The organism is Aeromonas hydrophila subsp. hydrophila ATCC 7966 (genome assembly GCF_000014805.1).
GTDB lineage: Bacteria > Pseudomonadota > Gammaproteobacteria > Enterobacterales > Aeromonadaceae > Aeromonas > Aeromonas hydrophila.
The window spans coordinates 1,479,789-1,501,892 of record NC_008570.1; the positions used below are offsets into that span (position 1 = coordinate 1,479,789).

At 63.3% G+C, this 22,104-nt stretch carries 8 protein-coding genes; 7 read left to right on the forward strand and 1 reads right to left on the reverse strand.

Features of this window, described 5'->3' with window-relative positions:
* On the forward strand, nt 1-14,058 hold the full coding sequence (rtxA, locus tag AHA_RS06840) for an MARTX multifunctional-autoprocessing repeats-in-toxin holotoxin RtxA (protein ID WP_011705266.1): 14,058 nt from the start codon (nt 1-3) through the stop codon (nt 14,056-14,058).
* A 354-nt stretch (nt 14,059-14,412) separates the two neighbouring features.
* Nucleotides 14,413-14,907, forward strand: a complete 495-nt coding sequence (locus AHA_RS06845; RefSeq protein ID WP_011705267.1) for a GNAT family N-acetyltransferase — start codon at nt 14,413-14,415, stop codon at nt 14,905-14,907.
* A 100-nt stretch (nt 14,908-15,007) separates the two neighbouring features.
* Here the strand turns inward: AHA_RS06845 and rimO are convergent, their stop codons facing one another.
* Entirely contained in the window at nt 15,008-16,336 is a 1,329-nt protein-coding gene (rimO, locus tag AHA_RS06850) for a 30S ribosomal protein S12 methylthiotransferase RimO (protein WP_011705268.1), read from the reverse strand.
* A 270-nt stretch (nt 16,337-16,606) separates the two neighbouring features.
* Here rimO and AHA_RS06855 point away from each other — a divergent pair, with 270 nt between their 5' ends.
* The 5 genes from AHA_RS06855 to fliG all read left to right on the forward strand — a co-directional run bounded on the left by AHA_RS06855 (nt 16,607) and on the right by fliG (nt 22,046).
* Nucleotides 16,607-17,698, forward strand: a complete 1,092-nt coding sequence (locus AHA_RS06855; RefSeq protein WP_164927584.1) for an HD domain-containing phosphohydrolase — start codon at nt 16,607-16,609, stop codon at nt 17,696-17,698.
* A 228-nt stretch (nt 17,699-17,926) separates the two neighbouring features.
* Nucleotides 17,927-18,703 carry a beta cell expansion factor BefA gene (gene befA, locus AHA_RS06860; protein WP_011705270.1) on the forward strand — a complete coding sequence of 259 codons (777 nt, stop codon included), beginning with the start codon at nt 17,927-17,929 and terminating at the stop codon, nt 18,701-18,703.
* A gap of 201 nt (nt 18,704-18,904) precedes the next feature.
* Nucleotides 18,905-19,222, forward strand: a complete 318-nt coding sequence (gene fliE / locus AHA_RS06865; protein WP_011705271.1) for a flagellar hook-basal body complex protein FliE — start codon at nt 18,905-18,907, stop codon at nt 19,220-19,222.
* 57 nt (nt 19,223-19,279) lie between these two features.
* Nucleotides 19,280-20,992 (forward strand): flagellar basal-body MS-ring/collar protein FliF, encoded by a 1,713-nt coding sequence (gene fliF / locus AHA_RS06870; RefSeq protein ID WP_016350050.1) that lies wholly within the window; start codon nt 19,280-19,282, stop codon nt 20,990-20,992.
* On the forward strand, nt 20,985-22,046 hold the full coding sequence (gene fliG / locus AHA_RS06875) for a flagellar motor switch protein FliG (protein WP_011705273.1): 1,062 nt from the start codon (nt 20,985-20,987) through the stop codon (nt 22,044-22,046). The genes fliF and fliG overlap by 8 nt, the downstream gene beginning before the upstream one ends.
* The last annotated feature ends 58 nt before the right edge of the window (nt 22,047-22,104 follow it).

Sequence of the window (22,104 nt, forward strand, 5' to 3'; positions counted from 1 at the left end):
ATGGGAAAGAGTGTATGGAGAAGTATTGAGTACTTCTTTACCGGTAATTACACGGCAGATGACGGAAACAATGATATCGATGCCTATGGCCTCGGTGGCGTCATCCATGCCTATGGTGGTGACGACACCATCAGGGTCGGCTCCATCGGCGCCACCGTCTATACCGGTACGGGCAACGACAGCGTCTATGGCGGTGCTGCCTACCTCAAGGTGGTTGACGACTCCGGCAACCTGACCGTCAAGGGGGCGGCGGGCTATGCCGACATCAGCAAGTCCCAGTCCGGCAATGTCCATTTCGCCGGGGCCAGCGGCGCCACCAACATCGATCACCAGGGGCGCGACGGCGACATCCGCTATCAGGGGGCGGCGCTGGCCAACTTCCTGACCCGCAAGGGGATCAGCGGCAACGTCAGCTTCGAGGGGGCCGGCGGCTACAACAAGCTCTGGCACCAGACCGACCGCGGCGATCTGAGCTACAGCGGGGCCGGGGCGGCCAACAAGCTGGACCGCACCTGGCACAGCCAGTATCAGGGCTCGCAGGGCAACATCCACTTCGCGGGGGCCGGTGCGGCCAACATCATCAGCTCCCAGGTGGAGTCCGGCAACGTCACCCTGAACGGCGCCGGTGCCTACAACAAGGTGTTCCGCAAGGGGCGCGAGGGGGACGTCAACTTCAACGGGGCCGGCGGCTGGAACGAGCTCTCCCGCTTGCGCAACGAGCAGGATGAGTACCTGCAGACCCGTGGCGACATCCGCTTCAACGGGGCCGGTGGCTACAACCGGCTGCTGTCGGACGTGGCCGAGGGCAACATCCACTTCAAGGGGGCGGGGGGTTACAACCATCTCTCCCGCAAGGGCGCGGACAGCGACAGCTCCCCCTTCGCCGGCGCCCGTGCCGACGAGATCGCGTTGACCACCGCCACCATGGGCGGCAGCTGGATCAACCAGTCTCAGCCCGTCACGGCCATCAAGTCCAGCCTGCAGCCCAATACCTACCTGTTTGCCTTCTTTGACGGCATGTACACCAAGGTCAACCGGGTTGAGCTCTCCAACGATGGCGCGAACGGTGCCCTGCGCTATCACGCCACCTCCTGGTACAAGGAGGGCAATCACCTCGATGGCTTGGCCGGTCGTCAAATTGATGCGGGCAACGGCTTCGTCTCGACGCAAACCGACGGCGCCTATCGGCTGAGCGATCTGGTGTTCGAGCGGCGTCAGCGCATCAAGCTGGAGGCGGTGGAAGCGGATCTGACCGAAAACAGCTGGATCAACTACGGTGGCGGGGTGAACGTGGCGGCTGCCGACGTGACGCTCTCCAGCGCCAAGATGAGCGGCTACGCCATTTTTGAGGATGGCACCAAGGTCGACGTGAACGCGGTGAAATCCCGGGCGCAGGCCAATACCTATGTGTTTGCCAAACAGCTTGGTCCCTACACCAAGATAGTGGTGGTGGAGCTGGCCAATGATCGGGAGACCGGGGCGCTCAAGTACCTCGCCAAGGCCTGGTACAAGGAGGGCAACCACCTGGCGGGGCTGGCCGATAAGGTCATTTCGGAGCATACCGGCTTCACCGCCATGGGGACGGGGGGCTACTCCCTGAGCGAGGTGCGCTACCAGCTCGATACCGTCACGGCTGTGTCGGATCGACTGCCGGCCACCCGCGAGTTCTCCAGCCAGTCGTTGCTGCCTCGCCAGCAGAGCGGCGGCAAGAGCAAGGGCGACATCTTCTTTGACGGCGCCGGTGGCGGCAACGTCATCGAGTCCGACGTGACCGAGGGCAACATCCATTTCAACGGCGCCGGGGCGGCCAACGTGCTGATCAAGCGCGGCCAGCGCGGCGACCTGGTGTTCCGTGGGGCGGGCCTGGCCAACGTGCTGGTTCATCAGGGTGCCCAGGGCCGGATGGATGTCTATGCAGCCGGTGCGGCCAACGTGCTGGTGCGCAGCGGTGACGGCGAGTACCTGGCCCGTCTGCTGGCCTATGGCAACATCTCGGTGCAGCAGGGCCGTGGCGACAGCCAGGTGGTCATGCTGGGCGGTTACAACACCCATACCCAGTTGGGCGACGGCCACGGTCTGTGGCTGGCGGGGGGCGGCTTCAACCTGCTGACCCAGGTCGGCAACGGCCGGCTCGACGCCCTGTCGGTGGGTGGGGCCAACGTGCTGACCAAGCTGGGTGCGGGTCAACTGACCGCCGGCCTGCTGGGCGGCGCCAACGTGCTGACTCACGTCACTCAGGGCGAGGAGGCTGCCGACACCCGCGCCGTGCTGCTGGGCGGTGCCAACGTGCTGACCAAGAAGGGCAACGGCAAGGTGCAGGCGATTCTGGGAGGCGGCGCCAACGTGTTGACCCAGATTGGTCAGGGGGATACCCAGGCGCTGCTGCTGGGGGCTGCCAACGTGCTGACCCGGGTCGGTGATGGCGATCTCTCTGCGGTGATGCTGGGGGGCGCCAACGTGCTGACCCATGTCGGCAACGGCGACACCCTGGGCGTGATGGGGGCCGCTGGCAACCTGTTTACCAAGGTGGGCGACGGCACGGCGATTGCCGCCATGATCGGCGCCGGCAACCTGTTTACCCAGATAGGCCAAGGCGATGCCTGGGCACTGATGGGCGGGGTGGCCAACATCTTCACCAAGGTCGGCGATGGCAATGCGCTGGCGCTGATGGTGGCCAAGGCCAACGTCTTCACCCATATCGGTGACGGCCTGACCGTGGCGCTGATGTTGGCCCAGGGCAACCTGGCGACCAAGGTGGGCAACGGCATGACGCTGGCCGCCATGGTGGGCAATGCCAACGTCTTCACCCACGTCGGTGCTGGTGAAACCTTCGCCGCCATGCTGGGGCAGGCCAACCTGTTCACCAAGGTGGGGGATGGCCTGACGGCTGCGCTGATGATCGGCAAGGCCAACGTCTACAGCCACATCGGCAACGGCACCAGCCTGGGGTTGTTTGCCGGCGAGCTGAACGTGATGACCAAGGTGGGCAACGGCACCACGCTGGCAGCCCTGTTCGGCAAGGCCAACATAGTGACCCATGTCGGCGGCGGTCTGACCGGCGTACTGGCGCTGGGCAAGGCCAACATCATCACCAAGGTGGGGGATGACTTCCTCGGCGCCATCGCCAAGGCCGATGCCAACGTGCTGACCCACGTGGGCAATGGCACCACCGCCGGCGTGCTGTGGGGCAAGGGCAACCTGCTGACCAAGATCGGTGACGGCACCACCGTGGGTCTGCTCATCTCCGAGGTGGGCAACGTGATGACCCACGTCGGGGCCGGCAGCACCATCGGCCTGGCCAAGGGGCGCGCCAACCTCATCACCAAGGTGGGTGACGGGCTGGTGGTACAGGGCGCCTGGGGCGACGTCAACCTGCTGACCCAGGTCGGCAACGGCGATCGTTACAGCTTCGCCAAGGGCCGTGCCAACGTGCTGACCAAGGTGGGCGATGGCCGGGAAGTGGCCGTGCTGCAAGGGGAGGCCAACCTGGTCACCCAGGTCGGCAACGGCGACGGCTACACCGGCGCCTGGGGCAAGGCCAACGTCATCACCAAGGTGGGGGATGGCCGTCAGGTCGTGCTGGCCAAGGGTGATGCGAACATAGTGACCCAGGTCGGGGAGGGCGATGGCTATCAGGCGCTGCTCGGCAAGGCCAACATCGTCACCCGGGTGGGGGATGGCATCCAGGTCACCCTCGCCAAGGGGGAGGTCAACCAGACCACCACGGTCGGGGACGGCCTGAGCGTGACGGCCGCCTACGGCAAGTTCAACAACAACGTCAAGGTGGGCGATGGCACCACCATCAACCTGGCGTGGGGTGACTACAACCTCAACACCAAGGTGGGAGACGGCCTCAACGTTGCGGTCATGAAGGGCAAGGGCAATGCCAACGTCCAGATCGGCGACGGGCTGGACATCACGGCGGCTTATGCCCGTCACAACGTGGCCATCAAGATCGGCAACGGCGATTTCTACAGTCTGGCCATCGCCAGCAGCAACACCAGCAGCAACAAGCTCGGCACCCTGTTTGACAACATCAAGCAGACCCTGCTCGGCAGCGCGGGCAACCAGGCCATCAACTATCTGGTGCAGGGGGACGAAGAGGGCCCGCTCAAGGCGCCGCAAGCGGCCAGCCTGGGCGAGGTGCAGGGGCTCAGCGGCTTTGGGCTGGACGAGATTGGCGAGGTGAAGTCTTCCCTGGCCGGCAGTCTGACCGGCAAGGTGAGCCAGGCCGGCGAGCACGACGAGCAGGCCATGGACAAAGCGCTGCAGCTCGATGAGCAGGGATTGGCCCGAGGGGGTGAGAACCTCATCGTCAACGGCGATTTCGAGCGGGGCGCCCAGGGTTGGCAGCATGCCGGTGCCGGCATTGAAGCCGATTTTTCCGCCGCCACCTACGGGCTGGCTGCCGACGGGCACGGTGCCCGGGTCAGTGAACTGTCGACTGACCGCAATACCCAGATTTCCCAGGATCTTGCCGGCCTCAAGGCGGGCGAGACCGTCAACCTGACATTTGATTTTGCCCGCCGGGCGAATATTTCCCTGCAACACGGCATCGAAGTGCTGTGGAATGGCGAGCGGGTGTTTGCCAGTGAAGGAGACGCCAGCAGCTGGCAGAGCAAGGCGCTGACGCTGACGGCCAGCGAGGGTCGCAACACCCTGGCGTTCCGCGGTATCGGTGAGAGCAACGGCCTTGGCTACCTGCTCGACAACGTGGTGGCCACCGCCTCTGGCAAGGCCGAGATAGGCCAGGTCAGCGCCCAGCTGGCGCAAGACGACAACGCGGCCCGGGCGAGAGGCGATCAGGCGAGTGCCGACGCCGACAAGCAGCGGCTGGAGCAGGAGAAGGGGCAGCAGCTGGCCGCCATTGCCGGCACCCAGGCCCAGCTGGAGGCCACCGATCAGCACAAGCTGGCGCAAAATGGTCAGGATCAGCGTGCCGCCATCGAGGCGGAATCCCGCGAGATGACGGCGCAGCTCGATACGCTGGCGCGTCGCTTCGAGCAGGTCAGAGCTTCCGACGCGGCGAGCGAACCGTCCGGTCAGCACTGGCGCACCGGCTTTGCCGACCGCCTGCTGAGCACGGTCCAGGAAGATCTGGACGATGCCGGCAACACGGCCGGCACGGCGATCGAAGAGGGCAGATCCCGCCATGAGGCGCAGCACCAGCAGCTAGACACCGCGCTGGCCAAGTCCAAAACGGGTCAGCAGCGCAGCGAACAGCAGCAGGGTAATGCCGAGGCGGCGGGCCAGCACAGGGCTGCGCAGGCTGAACAGCGCCGTCTCGACGCGCTGGCTCGCCAGGGGGAGGCGACATCGCGGCAGCAGCAGGGCGAAGCGAGTGCCAGCCAGGCACAGCTCGCCGGCGAGCAGGCGGCCAGTCAGGCCGGCTTGCAGGCAAACCAGGCCAAACAGAATGCGGCGAGCCTCAAGCAAAGCGGCGACAAGCCGACCCGCCAGGGCGTTCAGTCCGGCCCGTCGACGGCAGCCGGGCAGCCCCTGTTGCAGACCGGCGAACTGGATGTGCCCGCCGTCAGTACCTTGTCGGCTCCTGATGAGGTTCCGTCTTCGGCCATCGACACCGCCACCGGGCTGAGCGAGCAGGAACAGTCCGCTCTCGACGGGGCGCTGGCGGCGGTCAACCGGTTGCAGATCAATGCCGGCTCCCGTCAACCGGTGGCCCCAACGCCGACCCCAACACCGACCGAGGTGCAGCAGGAGGCGCAGGCGACAGCCACGGTGACCAAACCGGCGCAGCAGCATGAGGTACTGGCCAAGGCGGCCGTGGATCTCACCGGTCTGCATGGCCCCCGCCCGGGCAGCAAGGCCGTGCCTGAGTTCAGCAGCCACTTCGACGGCTCTTCCATCGGCATAGAGAACGAGCTGACTGGGCTGGTGGTGGCGCTGCCGAAGAACTCGGCACAGAAGTTTGGTTACGTGCACGATGCGGCAGGCAACCCGCTGTTCATGCTGACCAAGGACATGAACCAGGGGGGGTACACCAATCCCGCCGGGATCAGCGATGTCAAAGGGATCAACCAGTGGCAGACCCATACCATCGAGCTGGTGACCTATCCAAGCGAGATGCAGGATCAGCAGGCGGTGGAAGCACGCAAGGAGGCCATGCTCTGGCTTGCCAGAGAGTTCACCCAGCACATCAGCCAGACCAATCACACCAGACTGTCCGATCTCGTGAGCGAGGATGGCCGTTTTACTCTGGTCATCTCCAATGCCAACCACGTGATCGCGGCCGGCAATGGCGCCGCCCGTGACGGTCAGGGGCAGACCATCGGCATGACGCCGAGCGGCCAGCAGGCGACCGTGGCGGTCAGCGCCAAGGCGTTTGGTAGCGGCTCTTCCCAGGAGATCCGGCTGCTGGAGTCCGCTCCCTGGTATCACCCCGAGCTGAAGGATCTGCTGTTGTCCAACATGGCCAATGTGCAGTGGGAGGATGCGGCCACCGCACAGAATGTGTTTGCCTATCTCACCTCCATCTACGGCAAGACGGCCGATCTGGCCCGGGAATATGGCATTCACATCAATGACTGGGATCCGCTGGCAGAAGGGATCACGCCCAACGCCCAGGGGTTGACCGATCCCAAGGTCAAGAATGCCTGGGAAATCCTGCCGAGAACCAAGCCGGTGGCCATGTTGGCCCTGCTCAGTGCCCATGACCGCAAGCTGGTGTCCGAGCAGATCCTGGCGACCCTCAAGTCGGCCTATTCACCGGCGCTGGCACAGAACATCTATGACTACTTCAAGTTTGGTGGCGAGGTGGCCGGGCATGGCATCAACAATGCGACCACGGGGGACAGCAAGCACCCCGAGCCGGCCATCCTGTTCGAGTTCCGCCAGGTACCGAACGAGCTGAGCCAGTTTGTGCCGAAGTCGGAATCGACCGCCAGGGTGGAGGTGAAGACCCTCGACCAGTTCGACCCAGTCAGCCGCCGCACCATAGTGGCGGCGGTGAACAATCTGGTCGAGCAGAGCGCGGACTTCGACAGCTGGTATCAGGCCTATCGGGAGCGCCAGGGGTTGCCACCGGTCAAGAATGCCAAGAAGGTGGCCTCTGCCAACCACAAGGCCGAGTGGGTGATGGCCAACCATGCCGAGGCATGGAGCCAGCTCACCGCCGAGCATCAAGCGCAGGATGCAAGCGGACTGCAGGCTCTGGGCGGCCACAAACCGGGAGACCAGAGCCCGGGCGTGGCGAATGCCGATACGGTCCCGCTGGACAAGCAGCCACTCAATCCGCTGACCCGCTTCCTCAACGACAACCTCTACGGCACCCGTGATGAGCGGCGCCAGGTGGGCGACATCACCCGCCAACTGCTCGACCATGCGGTGAGCAAGGGCGAGGCCGAGCAGGTGACCCTGCAAGGAGATGCCGGCCGTCTGTCCGGTTACCTGCACAAGGGAGCCGAGCGGCCAGGTACGCCGCAGGATGGCAAGCCCGAGGTGGTGCTGTTCCTGCACGGTTCGGGGTCTTCCGCCGAGGAGCAGGCCGATGCGGTTCGCAGCCACTACCAGAAGCAGGGCATCGACATGCTGGCGGTCAACTTGCGTGGTTATGGGACGAGCGATGGCGGACCCAGCGAACAGGGGGTCTACCAGGATGCCCGCACCATGTTCCGCTATTTGGTGGAAGAGCGTGGGGTGGCGCCTGACAAGATCCTGATCCACGGCTACTCCATGGGCGGTCCCATTGCCGCCGATCTGGCCCGTTATGCCGCCGAGCAGGGCAAGCCGGTGGGCGGGCTGCTGCTCGATCGCCCCATGCCCAGCATGAGCAAGGCGATCACGGCCCACGAGCTGCCCAACCCGGGCGGTCTGGTGGGGGCGCTTGCCAAGGCGATCAACGGTCGTTTCTCGGTGGAGAAAAACCTCGATGGCTTGCCCAAGAGCACGCCCATCATGCTGCTGACCGACAACGAAGGGCTCGGCAGAGAAGGGGAAAAACTGCGGGCCAAGCTGGCGGTGGCCGGTTATCAGGTCAGCGGCGAGCAGACCTTCTATGGCCATCTGGCCAGCAACCGCCTGATGGGCCAGTACGCCGAGCAGATTGTGGATGACTTGTTCAACCGCACGCCGTCGGCTGCAGACATCGAGGCGCCGCTCAAGGGCATCGAGGCCATCAGGCGCGATCTCAAACGCTATCAGGAGGCGCTCACCCCGCAGGTGGGCAGCAATGGGGCGACCAGAGACATCCGTACCACCAAGGCCTTCTTGGCCGGGTATCAGCAAGGGTTGGCCGGCAAGGTGGTCGAGGGCTTCCAGCCCGACATGAGCATGACCCAGCTGGTGGACCTGTTCGTCCAGCCGACCCTGTCGCCACAGCAGCAGGGGGCGCTGGCCTGGGAGATCGAAAACCGGGCGCTCAAGAGCACCATCAAGCCCAGGATTGAGCAGTCCAACCGTCTGTTCCGCGACGTGGCTTCGCAAGGTGGCACGGATCCATATGCCAGAGAGCATCTGGCTCCCCAGCTGTTGCTGCTCAATCTGGCGGATGACGGCTTCGGTGGTCGCTGCGATCCCCTCTCCAAGCTGGTGCTGGTTGCCAAGCAGCTGGAGAGCGAGGGGCAGCCCGATCTGGCGCGGCGCATGATGGAGAAGCTCTACTCCGCGGCGGCGGTCATCAACAACCCGGATCGCTACTCGGCAACCGAGCTGGACAATGCCCGCAAGCTGGTGGGCAGCCTGGCGGAGATCCATACCAACACGCCGGCCGCCTACAACTACGACAGCCTGCGCAGCATCAAGTACGACATCGTCAAGGAGAAGTGGGAGGGCAAGAACGCCATCTCCCTCGGCACCGTGCTCACCAAGCTGACCGCCAAGGGCAGCGATGCTCCCGTGTTGATGGAGCTGGATGCACCGGGCCACGCCATGGCGGCCTGGGCCAAGCAGGGAGAGTCTGGCCGGATCTACGGCTTCTACGATCCCAATGCCGGCATCGTCGAATTCTCCTCCGCCGAGAAGTTCAGTCGTTACATGACGGGCTTCTTTGGCAAAGAAGGGCTGGACATGGCCAACGGCTACCACCTCAAGCCGGGGCCGGATGGCAAGCCGCTGTTCTTCAGGGTCAGCGAGATGAACGGCGCCGAGCTCGCCCGCTTCAAGCCGTCCAAGGATCTGGCCAACAAGGTCACCCTGCAGGAGATCCTGCAGTTGCCGGTATTTGACGAGAGTCCGATGGCGGAGCTGCCGGGCAAAACGGTGGTGACGGAGCGCACAGCCAAGCTGTTTGCCGACGTCTACAGCCCGGATGAGCTGAAAAAAGCCGCCCAGGTCTTTGCCAAGCCCATTGGCGAGTCTTATCAGCAGATCCTGGATCAGCTCGCCACGCTGCACGGTGCCAGCGGGCAGACCAAGATAGAGGCCGCATTGCGGTTGAACAATCTGATTGACGACTACCTGGTCAAGTACGAAGGTTCCGGCAGAAACCCGGCGCTGAGCAAGCTGCAGAGTCAGCTTCACGGCAATCTCTATCGTGGCGAGCTGGCCTCGTTGCAGACCGAGGTGACGGCGCTGGCCAAGACCCGCCCGGACCTGGCTGCCATTGTCATCGGCAAGGCTGCCGAAGAGGCGCAGGGCCAGCATCCGGGTCTCACCCAGATGGTGCTGCGCTGGGCGGCGCAAGACCCCTATCTGGCGGCCAAGGCTGGATACCAGGGGGGCGTGCCGGCGGATTTGCCGTTTGATGCCCGCTTCCACATCGCGCTGGGCGAACACCATGGTGACCTGAAGAAGTGGCTGACCGAGGCCCAGGGGAAAGGGCTGCTGAGCCGGGCCGTGCTGGACGACACCCGCAAGTTGCTGCATCTGGGTTACTCCTATCAGGAGCTGCAGGACATGACGGGGGAGCAGTCCGCCCAGATGGCAGTCTACTTCATCAAGGAGGCTGCCAAGCAGGCCGCACCCGGTTCGGATCTCTCTGCCGAGCACATCATGCTGGACAAGTTCGGTGACCGCCGTTACCTCGGTGAGCTGGAGTCTCGCCGCATCGAGCAGATCGAGAACATCTATCACAGCAGCAAACAGACCGATGTGGCGGCCTGGGATGCCCGCTATGGTAGCGACGCCCTGCGGACGCTGAACGCGCAGCTGGATGGGGATAGTACGCTGGCCGGACAACTGGCACGCCTGCTGGATAACCGCAATGGCCTGCTGATCGGTGAAACCCATGGCAGCGATGTCAACGGCCTGCGGTTTGTCAATGAACAGATGGATGCACTCAAGGCCCAGGGCGTGACCGTCATCGGCTTGGAGCATCTGCGTGGTGAGCTGGCGCAGCCGCTGATCGACCGTTATCTGGCGGGGGGGGAAATGTCTCCCGAGCTGGCGACCATGCTCAAGAGCAAGCACCTGGAGCCCTCCCTGTTCGAGCGGGCCCGGGAGCGGGGGCTGCGGATCGTGGCGCTGGACGATGGCAGTACCGCCAGACCCGTTATCGGCGGGACCGAGCACGGCCTGATGTACCGGGCCGGGGCAGCCAACAATGTCGCCGTCGACGTACTGGGCAAGCTGCCAGCTGGTGAGAAATTCGTCGCCATCTACGGCAGTGCGCACCTGGCGTCCCACAAGGGGATCGAAGGCTTCGTGCCCGGCATCACCCATCGTCTGGGGCTGCCGGCCCTGAAGGTGGATGCGGACAATCGCTTCCATCTGCAGGGGGATGATGTCAGTCAGCGGGTCGAGTACGCCGATGTCGGCAGGAAGTGGACGCCGCCGGCGGCGCTGGATGGCGCGGATCAGCCGGTTCGCAATCAGCGGGTCGAGCAGTGGCAGCGACCTGAGGTGGTGCCGGGCAGTGAAGGGGGCGAGACCCGCTTCACCAGCCAAGTCATCATCCAGACCGAAGATGACCCGGTGGCCGCCAAGGCCGCGGCCAGCCTGGCTGGCAAGCACCCAGACCGCAGTCTGGTGGTGCAGCTGGATGCGGATGGCAACTATCGGGTGGTGTATGGCGACCCTGCGCAACTGGCCGGCAATATCCGCTGGCAGGTGGTGGGGCACGGCCGCGATGCCGACGGGCAGAACAACAGCCGCCTCAGTGGCTACAGCGCCGATGAGCTGGCCGGGCATCTGCGCCGCCTGGGCGATCGCCTGCAGCAAGAGGCTGGCGTGACCACCAAGCCGAGCCACATCAGTCTGGTGGGTTGCTCCCTGGTGAGCGACGACCTGCAGACCGGTTTTGCCCGCCGTTTCATCCAGGCGCTGGATAATGAGGGGATCCGTACCCAGGTCTCGGCCCGCAGCAGTGAAGTGGCAGTCGATCAGGGCGGGCGCAAGCATACCCGCAATGAGGCGGATGTCTGGGCCCGCAAGGTGGCTGCCAACAAGGTGGTGCTGACCCTGGATGACGCCGGCGAACCCGTGGTGCACAACGAACGGGTGCGTGGCGGTGTGGCTGAAGGGGATATCGTGCTGGCCAAGGTGGGCGAGGGTGAAAGCCGTGCCCGGGGCGCCATTGCCGACAACGACGAGACCTTCGTCGCACCCGACAAACAACGCCAGCCGGAAACGGCCTCGAGCCATGCCGACAATGCGGTCAGCTACTCGGGCAACATCCAGGTCAACGTGGGGGATGGCGAGTTCACCGCCCTCAACTGGGGGACCACCAACCTGGGGGTCAAAGTGGGCACGGGTGGCATGAAGTCGCTGGCCTTCGGTGACAACAACGTCATGGTGCACATCGGGGATGGCGACAGCAAACACAGCGTCGACATCGCCGGCTACCGGGCGTTGGAAGGGGCCCAGCTGTTCGTGGGGCAACGCAACGTCAGCTTCAACCTGGGGCGCAGCAACGATCTCATCGTGATGCTGGAAAAATCCATCCCCACTCCGCCGCTGGTCAACCCGTTTGGCGGGGCGGCCCGCATTGCCGGCGCCCTGCAGCAGATCGCCGGTGACGGTGCAAAGCCGGATTGGGTAGCCAGCCAGTGGGATCAGTGGACCCTGGCCGGCGCCAACAAGTTCGTGGCCGACATGGCCGGTCTGGATCAGACCAGCAGCGTCGAATACGGCTCGCTCACGCGTCTGGACAGCGACCATGAACGCAGCAGCCGCGGGCTCAAGAGCGATCTGGAGGCAACCCTCAACAAGGAGTTCAACAAGCGGATCTCGGGCGGCGGCCAGGGGGAACAGGGACCGTTGAGCCGGGCGGACAAGCTGCGCCAGGCCAACGAGAAGCTGGTATTCAACTTTGCCGTGGCCGGTCAGGGGGCCGACATCCAGGTCACCACGGGCAACTGGAACTTCGTGTTCGGTGACAACATCCAGGCGATCCTGGACACCAACCTGGGCTCCCTGTTCGGGCTGATGACCCAGGAGTTCACCGCCAGCGGGCAGGCGAAAACCACCTTTACCTTCACCCCGACCGATCTGCCGCGCCAGCTGCAGAACCGGTTGCTGGGGCGCCTGGCAGGGGTGGGGGCCGATACCACGCTGGCGGACATCTTCGGCGTGGATTACAACGCCCGTGGCCAGCTGGTGGCCCGTGATGGAGCGGCCATCGATGCGCCGGCCCTGTTGCAGGAGATGCTGGGCGTCATCGCCGAGTTTGGTGGCGATCAGCTCAAGAGCCTGACCGATCCGGCCAAGTGGCTCGATCAGCTCAAGGCCGGGCTGGATCTGGGGGAAGATGCCCTCAGCAGCTTTGCCCGCAGCCACGGCCTGCAGGATGAGGCACCCGAGGAGGCCAAGTCCGGTACCGTGACGGTGCAGCAGGGGAACGACGCCAAGCCGGCGGCGCTGCCGGCCGCCACCGAGGAGCGGGCCTTCGGCTTCAATGCGCTGAGTCTGCCCAACCTGTTTGCTACCCTGTTCAACCGGGACAAGCAGGCGGAGGTGGTGGCGCTTGCTAGCAACCTCAAGCAGAACCTGACGGCCGATCTGCTCAACATGAAGGAGCAGACCTTCGACTTCCTGCGTAACAGTGGTCACCTGCAGGGGGATGGCGACATGCATGTCTCCCTTGGCAACTACAACTTCAACTGGGGGGGAGACGGCAAGGATCTGGGGGCCTACCTCGGCGACAACAACAACTTCTGGGGTGGCCGCGGGGACGATGTCTTCTACGCCACCGGGACTTCCAATATCTTCACCGGCGGTGCCGGTCAGGACACCGGGATCATGATGGGCCGGGAGAACATGATGTTCGGCGGGCAGGGTGACGATGTCGCCGTGCTGGCCGGCCGTGTCAACCGCGCATTCATGGGGGAGGGCAACGATCAGGCCTTCATCTTCGGGGAAGAGGGCATAGTGGAAGGGGGGGCCGGTCAGGATTATCTGGTGACCTCCGGCAACTACAACCAGATAGATGCTGGCTCGGATCAGGACTTCACGGTGACCATAGGCCATCACAACCAGATCCGGCTCGGAGAAGGCGACGACTTTGCCATGGTGTTTGGCAATCACAACCGTCTGCTGGCCGAACATGGCAACAACCAGGTCAAGCTGATGGGCTATCACGCCACCATTCGGGGCGGTGACGGCCAGGATCGGTTGATCGCCGATCAGGTCGCCAAGTTCAGCCAGCTCGATGGCGGCGCCGGTGATGACCTGCTGGTGCTGGGCGGTTACCAGAACCAGTTCAGCGGTGGCACCGGCGTCGACAGCTTCGTGTTCAGTGGCGCCGTGATAAAGAACCTGGTGCAGGACATCGGCAAGGAGGACTTCATCGTCTTCAACGACGTCAGCTGGCGGGATCTCTGGTTCAAGCGCAGCGGCTACGATCTGCAACTGCTGGTCAACCGTCACACCGACGGTACCAGCGAGCAGGGCAAGTTCGAGCAGCTGGGCAGTGCCACCTTCAGCAACTACTTCGCCGACAACCGGGCCCAGCTGGTGATCGGGCTTGGCGAGCAGCAGGCTGATGGCGAGCGCAGCTACAGCGCGCTCTCCCATCAGGCGGTGGACAAGCTGATCCAGGCCATGAGCAGCTTCGCCCCCGAAGCGGGCGACATGGGTCTGCTCAACCGGCTCGACAGCCAGGCCAACAGCCTGGTGCAGTCGGCCTGGGGTGATGTGATCCAGGGCAAGGGCCGGGTCGCCTGAGCGACCTGACTCCCATCCCGTTAGGTAAAAACCTGCTCTTCGGAGCAGGTTTTTTTATGGCAAGAGGGTGGGGGTGAATCGCTTTGCCTGCATGATGGCGGGAACACGCCTCCTGGCTCCCTCGCGCAACCAGCGCATTCTGCCAATGGCTGGGGCTGCACCTGCCTTTTCAGGCATGGCCAGCTTCCGCTCTCCGGCTGGTTATGATATCCATTCGGTAACCTAGTCTGGGGCAGACGAGTCCTGGAGACTCGCTGCCGCCGAGGCTGACGTCCGCTGGAGCGACCCTGGGTTTCGCCTCGCCCTGTTCATCCCTCCCCTGCTGGTCAGGGGTCATAGGCAAAAGAGGATTTTATGGAGCTGTTGTTACTGGCGGATGCGCCCTCTGCCGCAGGCGTGGTTGCCTCATGGTATTTTGACGAATGGTGCCGCGACACTGGTCGCTGCACGCAAGAGCAGGTACTGGCCAAGGTCACGGCGGCCACCCAGGTCGACCGGGCTCCGCTGATGGTACTGGCCCGCCTGGCCGGTGAATGGGTGGGGGCTGCCGAGCTCAAGATCCGCGAAATGGCGATGTTTCCCGAGTACGAGCATTGGTTGGGTGGGGTCTATGTGGTTGAAAAAGCGCGCGGGCAGGGGGTCGCTTCCTTGCTGGTAACAGAGATCCTCAGCCGTGCTCGCCGGGCGGGGATCAGCAAGCTGTACTTGCAAACCGAGAACCTGACCGGTGGCGTTTATTGCCGTCATGGTTTCAAGGCCCTTGAGGAGGTCCATTATAAAGGCCTTCATGTGCTGGTGATGGTGGCGGATACCGGCGTCCCGTCCTCGTCAGAAAAGGTGGTCCAGTGATGCTTGATACTGCTGTTCTGCCGGTATAGCCAGTTCGCGCAATCAATAAAAAAGCCAGTCAGGGTCACTGACTGGCTTTTTTGTTGGCGCTTGCCGGGGATCAGTCGATGAGGCTGGCCCACAGGTCGTACTCGTCCGCTTCATCGATGCGGACCTTGACCATGTCGCCGGGCTTGAGGCCGGTCTCACCGTTCAGATAGACCAGGCCGTCGATTTCGGGGGCATCGGCGGCGGAGCGGCCAGTGGCACCCTCTTCGTCCACCTCGTCGATCAGTACCAGCATCTCCTTGCCGACCTTGCGGGCGAGCTTGCGGATGGAGACCTGCTGCTGCAGCTCCATGAAGCGCTGGAAGCGCTCTTCCTGCACCTCTTCCGGCACCGGATCCGGCAGCTCGTTGGCCTTGGCCCCTTCGACCGGGCTGTATTTGAAGCAGCCGACCCGATCCAGCTCCGCCTTGTCGATGAAGTCCAGCAGCATCTGGAACTCTTCTTCGGTTTCGCCGGGGAAGCCGACGATGAAGGTGGAGCGCAGGGTGATCTCGGGGCAGATCTCGCGCCACTTCTGGATCCGCTCCAGGGTGCGCTCGACGGTGCCCGGGCGCTTCATCAGCTTGAGGATGCGCGGGCTGGCGTGTTGCAGCGGGATGTCGAGGTAGGGCAGTACCTTGCCGTCGCGCATCAGCGGGATGACGTCATCCACGTGCGGGTACGGGTAGACATAGTGCAGGCGCACCCACATGCCGAGCTTGGCCAGCTCTTCGCACAGGGCCACCATGCTGGTCTTGACCGGCATGCCGTCGTAGAAACCGGTGCGGTGCTTGACGTCCACGCCGTAGGCGGAGGTGTCCTGGGAGATCACCAGGATCTCCTTCACGCCGGCCTCTTTCAGGCGCTTGGCTTCGGCCAATACCTCGCCGATGGGGCGGCTCACCAGATCCCCGCGCATGGAGGGGATGATGCAGAAGGTGCAGCGGTGGTTGCAGCCTTCGGAAATCTTCAGATAGGCGTAGTGGCGGGGGGTCAGCTTGACGCCCTGGGCCGGCACCAGGCTGGTGAAGGGGTTGTGGGTCGGCTTCTCGACATATTTGTGCACGTGGCCCAGCACCTCTTCATAGGCGTGGGGACCGGTGATCTCGAGCACCTTGGGGTGGATCTCGCGGATCTGGTTCTCTTTGGCGCCGAGGCAGCCGGTGACGATCACCTTGCCGTTTTCGGCCAGGGCCTCGCCGATGGCTTCCAAGGACTCCTGTACTGCGCTGTCGATGAAGCCGCAGGTGTTGACCACCACCACTTCCGCATCGTCATAGCTGGGCACCACGTCGTACCCTTCGGTACGCAGCTGGGTCAGGATGCGCTCGGAATCGACCAGATTTTTGGGGCAACCCAAGGAGACGAATCCTACTTTGGGGGCCTGTTTTGTGTTGGACATCGCTCAATCACTCTTAGGTGGCTCTAGTTTTAGGGCGCGGATTTTACCGGAATGGCTAACCAAAAACTATACAGCCGGCACGGCGGAATCGAACAATATCTCCGGCGAGGCAGGATTGTGCCAAGGCAGGTCCGTTTTGAGCCGATACGGGCCGATGGCGGCCCCCTTGCCCCGTCAGTTCGCTGGCTGTTGAGTTTCAACTCAATTTTGCGAGAGCGGGAAGACGGGTGTCACTATACTCCCTGCAGGCAGACTGGAAGGAAGGACGGGATGGACAGCTCATTTGGCGAGAGAATGCAGAACGTGCACGCCACGCTCAGGCAGCGGTTTGACAAGTTGAGCCGGGTGGCCATCGCAATTTATGACCAGCACACGGACAGGCTCAAGACCTTTGCCCACAGCACCGAGGGAAGTTCCCCGCTGGTGCAGTACGAGGTCAAGCTGAGCGATGTCCCCTCTCTACGCTATCTGGCCGAACACCGGCAAGCAAGGGTGCTCGACACGCTGGATTCGCTGCTGAGCTCCCCCTCCGAGCACAGCCGCAAGCTGCTGGCGGCCGGTTATGAATCCAGCTACACCGAACCGCTGTTGTTCAACAGCAAACTGTTCGGTTTTCTGTTTTGCGATGCCAGGGAGCCTGGCTACTTCGACCCCGCCATCCGCGGCGAACTGGCGGCGTACGCCCAGATCCTGGCGGCCATCATCGCAGTGGAGTTTTTCTCGATTCAGACCCTGAGCGGCGCGCTCACCACGGCGCGGGAGTTCAGCCGCTACCGGGATGAAGAGACCGCCAATCACCTGCACCGGATGTCGGCCTATTCACGGCTCATCGCCCGCGCCGTGGCCACCCGTTATCCCTTGAGCGACGAGGAGGTGGAGTTCATCTATCTCTTCTCCGAGCTGCACGACATCGGCAAGATTGCGGTGCCCGACGCCATCTTGCTCAAACCCGGCAAGCTGACGCCAGAGGAGTACGGGGTGATGAAGATCCACCCGCTCAAGGGGCGGGAGATGATCGCCCTGATGATCAGCGAGTTTGGCCTCGACGGCATCCATCACACCGACATGCTCAAGAACATCATCGCCTATCACCACGAGCGCTTCGACGGGCAGGGCTATCCGGAGGGGCTGGCGGGGGAGGCAATCCCGCTGGAGGCCCGCATTGTCGCGGTGGCTGACGTGTTCGATGCGCTCACCAGCGAGCGACCCTACAAGCAGGCCTGGACGTTCGAAGCGGCCTTTGCCTACCTCGAAACCCACGCCGGCAGCCAGTTCGACCCCGTCTGCGTCGCCGCGGCGCTGTGCAACAAGGAGGCGTTTCGCGCCATCCATCAGCAATACCGAGAGCCCGCCGCCAGCTAGGCGGCGGGCCTGGTGTCATGACTTGCCTTACCTCGTTTTGCCCTGTTGCGACTCTGCCCGAGATAGCGTGAGAGCTGCGGCGGGCTTTGCCCCGTCGAGGTCGCCAATCGGATGGAGCCCATCATGACGAGCGTCACTGATTGACCCGCTTCGTGCCCTTGGGCTTATCCGGCTTAGGCCAGATCTGCTACTGTGACCATCAACTCATCACAAAGGGTGGAGCACAGCATGAAGATTCGATTCCTGGTGATAGCAACGACCATGGCGCTGGCGTCGGCCCCCAGCCTGGCTGACTGGGCCAAGGTGAAGGCGGCCGCGAGCGAGCTCGGCAGCGCGGTGAGCGACACCAGCAAGGAGGCGTGGCAGAGCGTCACCGACTTCTCCAAGGCGACCTGGGCATCGGTTTCCCAGTGGGGTTCGGAGGCGTTCAACACCGCCGGCGCCTGGACCGACAAGAGCGTGGCGACCGGCAAGGAGTGGCTGACGGTGGCCGACAAGAAGCTCGACGAGATGCTCGAACCCAAGACGGCCGACGAGGCGCGCCTTGCCCTCGATACCATGGCTGACACCGCCCTGGTACGGCTGTTCAACCAGCAACCCTCGGCCAAGCTGTTGTTTGACAAGGCTTATGGCTATGCGGTGTTCGACTCGCGCAAGTTTTCCCTGATGCTGCACACCAACCAGGGGGCCGGGGTGGCGGTCAATCGTACCAGCGGCAAGCACACCTACATGAAGATGTTCGGTGCCGGGCTCGCGGCCGGGCTCGGTGGCAAGTTCTACCAGCAGGTGATCCTGTTTGAAGACAAGGCCAGGTTCGATGCCTTCGTGAGCCAAGGCTGGGAGGCCACCTCCGAGATGGGGGCCGTGGCGGGCAAGGAGAGCGCCGAGCTCAGCGCCAAGTACAACGGCGGCATGGCCATCTACCAGATCGGCGAGAAAGGCTTGCTGCTCGATGCCAACATCTCTGGCTCCAAATATTGGGTGGACAAGGATCTAACCCGCTAGTCACCCGCTTTCCGGCCTGTTCCGTCGGCCCGCATCTTGCTGGCTGACGGGAAGGCCGTCACTTGGCAAATAATCTGCCCTCGTATCGCCTGTTACGGGCTGCTTACCCCCTCTCATCCCGCTTGCCTTGTGGTTTTCTACTTGTTGGCACCCTAATTGCTTACACCCTGACAGCGTCAATGATCTGTCTGGGGATGGAATATGGAAATTAGTGCAAGCAGCCTGATGCAAGAGATGCAGGCACTCAAGGTCGAAGCCGGCGCCACGCCGCTGACCCAGCCCGGCCGCCAGGTCACGTCCGACTTTGGCCAGTTGCTGCAACAGGCCCTTGGCAACGTCAACGAGTTGCAGGGTGCCGCCAACGATCTGCGTACCCGTTTCGACATGGGCGACAACTCGGTCGACTTGTCCCAGGTGATGATCGCCGGGCAGAAATCCTCCATCGCCTTCGAGGCGACGGTGCAGGTACGCAACAAGATGGTCGATGCCTACAAGACCATCATGAACATGCCGGTATAAGCGCGCTCACCATGGCAACTGAACATCATGAACATGTCAGCAATAAGGACATAAATCGTGGCTAATGACCAAAACGGCGAACTGCTGATGAACGATGAGGGGAGTGCCGCCCTCGATGAGAATGAGCAGAAGAGTTCAGCACTCGGCTTTCTGTCCAACACGGATGTGCTGCGTCAGATCACCCTGATCCTGGGGTTGGCCATCTGTCTGGCGATCGCCGTTTTCATCCTGCTGTGGGGCAAGGAGCCGGACATGCGGCCCCTTGGCACCTACACCACCCAGGAGCTGGTCAAGACCCTCGACTACCTCGATCAGCAGAAGATCCCCTATCAGGTGGATGGCAAGAGCGTGCTGGTCAGTGCCGAGAACTACTCCAGCATCCGGCTGGCGCTGACCCGTGCCGGCCTGGCCAACGCCACCGACACCACCAGTGACGGGGAAGACATCCTGCTCAAGGACTCCAGCTTTGGCGTCAGCCAGCGCATGGAGAGCGAGCGTCTCAAGCTGAGCCGCGAGCGCCAGCTGGCCAGCGCCATCGAGCAGTTCCAGAACGTGGCCAAGGCCCAGGTGCTGCTGGCCATCCCGAAAGACAACGTGTTTGCCCGCAACGAACGCAAACCCAGCGCGACTGTGGTGCTGAGCCTCAAGGGCAATGCCCTCGGCCAGGGTGAAGTAGACTCCATCGTCGACATGGTCGCCTCCGCCGTGCACGGTCTGGAGCCGACTCGCGTCACCGTGACCGACCAGAACGGCCGCCTGCTCAACTCGGGCTCCCAGGATCCCGTCTCTGCCCAGACTCGCAAGGAGTTTGCGATGCAGCAGAAGCAGGAGCTGGAATACAAACAAAAAATTGACGCCATCCTGATCCCGGTGCTCGGCGCCGACAATTATACGGCGGAGGTCGATCTCTCCCTCGACTTCTCCCAGCAGGAGCAGACCCGCAAGACCTACAACCCGGACTTGCCGGCGGTGCGCTCCGAAATGACCATGGAAGAGAACAGCGCCAACGGCAGCAACGGTGGCGTGCCCGGCGCCCTCTCCAATCAGCCGCCTGCCGCCTCCAACATTCCGCAGCAGGCGACCGGCCCCAATGCCGAAACAACTGCGTCCTCTTCCGGCCGCTCCCGCAAGGAGGCGACCCGCAACTTTGAACTGGATACCACCGTCAGCCATATCCGGCGCCAGATGGGTGGCATCCGCCGCATGACCGTCTCGGTGGCGGTGGATTACAAGGCGTCTACCGCTGCCGATGGCAAGGTGACCCGCGAGCCCCGTACCCAGCCCGAACTCGATACCCTGCGCCGTCTGCTGAGCGGTGGCCTTGGCTTTGATGTGACCCGTGGTGATACTCTGGAGGTGGTCGCCATCCCGTTCAACCGGCCCGAGCTCGAAAGTGTGGCCGAAGCGCCGCTCTACGAACAGCCCTGGTTCTGGCGTGCGGTGCGCATCGCCGCCTCCGTGCTGGTCATCATAGTGTTGATCGTCACCGTGGTACGGCCCATGCTCAAGCGCCTGCTCTATCCGGATGCCAAGCCGGAAGGGGAACTGGACTTCGACAACCACACCGTCTTGGGTGGGGATGACGAGCTCAGTCTGCTGGCGGCTCAGGCTGAATCCGAGCCGGTGTTCGGGGTACGTGACGGCCATCTGAAACTGCCGGATCTGCACCGTGACGAAGACTTGCTCAAGGCGGTACGTGCGCTGGTGGCGAACGAACCGGATCTGGCCGCACAGGTCATTAAAGAATGGGTAGCGAACAAAGATGGCTGACGAAAACAAGACACAGGTCACCGGCAATGACATCACCGACAGTCAGCGCCAGATCCTGGATCAGATGAGCGGGATGGAGATGGCGGCGGTATTGATGCTGAGCCTCAACGAAGAGGATGCCGCCCAGATCTTCCGCCATCTCGAGCCCAAGCAGGTGCAGCGGCTCGGCATGTCGATGGCCTCCATGTCGGATTTCAGTCACGACCGGGTGGCGGCGGTACACCGTCAATTCATCGACGACATCCAGAAGTACACCAACATCGGTATCGGCAGCGAAGACTTCGTGCGCAAGGCGCTGGTGGCGGCCCTTGGCGAAGACAAGGCCAGCAACCTGGTGGACCAGATCATCCTGGGGTCAGGTGCCCGCGGCCTCGACTCGCTCAAGTGGATGGATGCCCGCCAGGTGGCCAGCATCATCCAGAACGAACACCCGCAGATCCAGACCATCGTCCTCTCCTATCTGGAGCCGGAACAGTCGGCCGAGATCCTGAGCCAGTTCCCGGAACAGGTGCGCCTCGATCTGGTGATGCGTATCGCCAACCTGGAAGAGGTGCAACCGGCGGCACTGCAAGAGCTCAACGACATCATGGAGAAACAGTTCGCCGGTGCGGCAGGTGCCCAGGCAGCCAAGATGGGCGGCCTGAAGGCGGCAGCCAACATCATGAACTACCTCGACACCAACATCGAAGGCCAGCTGATGGACTCCATCCGCGAGTCGGACGAGGAGATGAGCCAGCAGATCCAGGATCTGATGTTCGTGTTCGAAAACCTCATCGATGTGGACGATCGCGGCATCCAGACCATGCTGCGAGAAGTGCCGGGGGATCTGCTGCAACGGGCGCTCAAGGGCTCCGACGATCAGATGCGCGAGAAGGTATTCAAGAACATGTCCAAGCGGGCCGCCGAGATGCTGGCGGACGATCTGGAGGCCATGGGGCCGATCCGGGTCTCCGAAGTGGAAGCCGCCCAGAAGGAGATCCTCTCCATCGCCCGCCGTCTGGCGGATGCCGGCGAGATCATGCTGGGTGCCGGTGGCGGCGAGGAGTTCCTCTGATGAACGGTCACGTCGGCGTGAATAGCAGACTGGGCAGCATTATGGCGAGGAGTGCGGC